General features: G+C 61.3%; 2 protein-coding genes and 3 pseudogenes. 3 read left to right on the forward strand and 2 right to left on the reverse strand.

Translation table 11 applies throughout. The features are described 5' to 3' along the window. Together NKJ93_RS33460 and NKJ93_RS33465 are read left to right on the forward strand one after the other, a co-directional pair. Positions 1–426: pseudogene (locus NKJ93_RS33460) on the forward strand (transposase); the annotation flags it as partial. A gap of 168 nt (positions 427–594) precedes the next feature. After that, a pseudogene (locus NKJ93_RS33465) lies at positions 595–759 on the forward strand (LysR family transcriptional regulator); the annotation flags it as partial. On the opposite strand, the gene NKJ93_RS33470 reads toward NKJ93_RS33465, so the two are convergent. Together NKJ93_RS33470 and NKJ93_RS33475 are read right to left on the reverse strand one after the other, a co-directional pair. Beyond that, entirely contained in the window at positions 746–1,951 is a 1,206-nt protein-coding gene (locus NKJ93_RS33470) for a beta-ketoacyl-[acyl-carrier-protein] synthase family protein (RefSeq protein WP_352508066.1), read from the reverse strand. The pseudogene NKJ93_RS33465 and the gene NKJ93_RS33470 sit on opposite strands and share 14 nt — an antisense overlap. Beyond that, entirely contained in the window at positions 1,952–2,227 is a 276-nt protein-coding gene (locus NKJ93_RS33475) for an acyl carrier protein (protein WP_352458906.1), read from the reverse strand. A gap of 575 nt (positions 2,228–2,802) precedes the next feature. Between NKJ93_RS33475 and NKJ93_RS33480 the strand changes: the two are divergent. Continuing rightward, positions 2,803–2,904 (forward strand): annotated as a pseudogene (locus tag NKJ93_RS33480) (LysR family transcriptional regulator); the annotation flags it as partial. Positions 2,905–3,047 lie beyond the last annotated feature (143 nt).

Raw genomic sequence — 3,047 nt, forward strand, 5'->3', positions numbered from 1 at the left:
ATTGACGACACCTTCGACGCTGTGCACGGAGGCCAACAGCTTCGCCTGTTCAATGCCCACCATGACGAGTACGGCTTCCAGCCGATCGTCATGTTCGATGGTGCGGGACGGTTCGTCAGCGCGATCCTGCGACCGGCCAAGCGGCCGAGTGGGGCTGAGATCCGCCCCCACCTGCGCCGTCTGGTGCGGGCGATCCGGATCAACTGGCCGAACATTCGAATCCTGCTCCGCGGCGATAGCCATTATTGCAACCCGCAGGTCATCGACCGGTGCCGCGCCAACGACGTCGACTTCATCTTTGGCCTCGCGCCCACCACGACCCTGCGCAAGCATGTCGCGGATCTGGAGGCCAGGACGACGGCGCGCTTCGAAGCGTCGGCCAAGACAGGCAAGGTCCGCAGGTTCAAGGAGTTCGTTGACGGCGCCCGCGGCGCGGCCGGGCCGGCAGCACTCAGGCGACTATAACGGGCGCAGAGCCGACCCTGCGGCTTCCAGACATTGTCGTGTACAGCTTCAGACCCTCAAGCCGAGCCCGCAGGGCCTCGCTTACCTTTTACGGGGCGGCGGTACGTCCAAGCCGCTTCAACAGTTAAGAATTTCGCAAAGACGATACCCCCGGATCGTCGAGCTTCCGCTGCCACTTCCCGCATTCGCCGAGGCGGTCAATGACCCGCCCTTCACAATAGTTATCCGGCAAGCATCTGGATGCGAGAGATAATGTTGCCGGAGGCATCTCTCATGGCTTCTACACCTGCCTGAACGCCAGAACCGCGTTCGTGCCGCCAAAGGCGAAGGAGTTGCTCAGTGCCACGCGCACCTTGCGCTCGCGTGCCACATTGGGCGTGACGTCGAGATCGCAATCGGGGTCCAGCTCACGATAATTGGCAGTCGGCGGCACGACGCTCTCGCGGATAGCCATCACGCAGGCGATCAACTCGAGCGCGCCGGACGCGCCGAGGCAATGCGCGTGCATGGACTTGGTAGAAGAAATGGACATTGAGAAGGCGTGCTGACCGAAGACGCGCTTGATCGCCGCCGTCTCGATCTGGTCGTTGGCCTTGGTGCCGGTGCCGTGCGCGTTGAGATAGTCGACATCCTCGGCGTCCAGCCTGGCATCGGCAAGGCAGGCCCGCATTGCTGCCTCCGGCCCCTCGACAGTCGGCGCGACGATGTCGGACGCATCGGCGGAAAGGCCGGCACCGGCAATTTCGGCAAGGATGGTGGCGCCCCGAGCCAGGGCATGCTCGTAGCTTTCCAGCACCGCCATGCCGGCGCCTTCACCAAGCGACAGGCCCTGGCGATCGGCCGAGAATGGCCGGCAAGTATCGGGCGAAAGCACGCGGATCGCTTCCCATGCCTTCAGCACACCCCATATGAGCGGCGCTTCGCTGCCGCCGGCAAGCATCACGTCGGCCCGGCCGAGCCTGATCTGGTCCACCGCGCAGGCAATCGCATGGTTTGCCGAGGAACAGGCGGACGTGACGCCAAAGACCGGCCCGCGCAGGCCGAGACTCATGCTGACCTGGCCGGCAGCGGCACCCGGCATCGCCTTGGGTACAGTCAAGAGAGCGGCACGCTTACCGCCCAGAAGGATGGCGCGGTAGGTTTGCTCGATCGCATCCCACCCGCAGCCGCCAACGCCCACCGTCGCACCGAAGCGATACCTATTTCCCTCTTTGGAGGAAAGTCCGGCCTGACGCATGGCTTCGCGCGCCGCAAGCACAGCGAGCAGGCTGAAGCGGTCCATGGAGATGAGTTGCTTGCCGTCGATGTCATGCTCCGGCAGCGCCTTGATCTCGGCACCGATCCTGACCCTCAATTCATGGAGCTCGGAGTTGACGATTGGGCCGATGGCGGAGCGGCCTTCTCGCATCTCTGTCCAAATGGCGGCGGCGTTGGTCCCAAGCCCGCAAATACCGCCAATCCCAGTAATCACGACGCGCCTGTCCATTCACACCCCCTTAGCGAGCAAGCTGCGCACGGCTTCCACCATGTCCCCAACATTCTGGAGATCCGACCATGCCTCGGCCGTATTCATCTCGATCTGGATGCCGTAGGCCTGCTCCAGGTCCCAGAGAACGTCCGCCAATCCCAGTGAATCGATACCGAGCGAAGTCAGTCCCGTGGCAGCCGTTATCTCGCCGCCTGTGGCAGGCGCTATGCCGCCCTCCGACGCGGCGCGCTTCTTGATAATGGCGATTATTTCGTTGGCGAGTTGATCTGCCATCTTGTTCCTTTCCAGCTTGCGTTTTCGGCGTCGTTCAAAACCCGAGTCGCGTCGCGTTGCCAAAATTGCCCCTCATAGAGCCTGTGCGACCGACCAAGCCCAATGCCCATAGGAACCGGACGAGTTCCGGCTTCTGCGGCGTCAGCCCGATGACGAAGAAAAGTCGCCGGCCTCCCGCTTTTGCGCCAGCACATCAAGAATCTGCGTGTAAATGGATAGGAACCGTCGTCAAACGTCAGCTAAACGCTGCGACGGTGGGTGCTGTCAGCGTATTCACTCGGCACCTCATATGTAATCGAGATGTTTCATAGCTCCGGACCAGTTGCGATCAACTATTGTACCGGTCCGCCATTCGTCGGAGAGTTCGACATGATCGGAGCGCTGCTTCTCATTCCCAGTACAATCTCCACCGCACGCGACAGATTTCCTCTTTCGGGCTCTTCTCAAGGGACTCGCCACGCGATAGAGGCAGTGATCGGCGCACGTGAGGTCCTGCCAAGTCCATGCGACATTCCGGAAAATTGGTAAAATCGTTTGTTTCAATCAAATGCATCCACGCTATGGATAGCTAAGACATGCGTTTCAAAGGGCTCGATCTGAATCTTCTCGTCGTTCTCGACGCGCTGCTGAGCGAGCGCGGCCTCACGGCGGCGGCACGCCGCATCAACCTAACCAAATTCATGGGGGTTGGTGGATGTGGCGCAAGCCGTTGAAATGACGTAGGATTTGGTTGCCTAAGCCGATCCGAACCATTTCCCGGAGACCACACCCACCATGAACGATCTTGCGCTGCCGCTGAGCGGTTTGTCATCAGTCGGCG

It is taken from the genome of Mesorhizobium sp. M0028, from assembly GCF_040323855.1.
Classification (GTDB): domain Bacteria; phylum Pseudomonadota; class Alphaproteobacteria; order Rhizobiales; family Rhizobiaceae; genus Mesorhizobium.

What these genes read in the sequence shown, in the direction of transcription:
- NKJ93_RS33475 (WP_352458906.1), bottom strand. Translation starts at nt 2,227, where the DNA reads ATGGCAGATCAACTCGCCAACGAAATAATCGCCATTATCAAGAAGCGC.
- NKJ93_RS33470 (WP_352508066.1), bottom strand. Translation starts at nt 1,951, where the DNA reads ATGGACAGGCGCGTCGTGATTACTGGGATTGGCGGTATTTGCGGGCTT.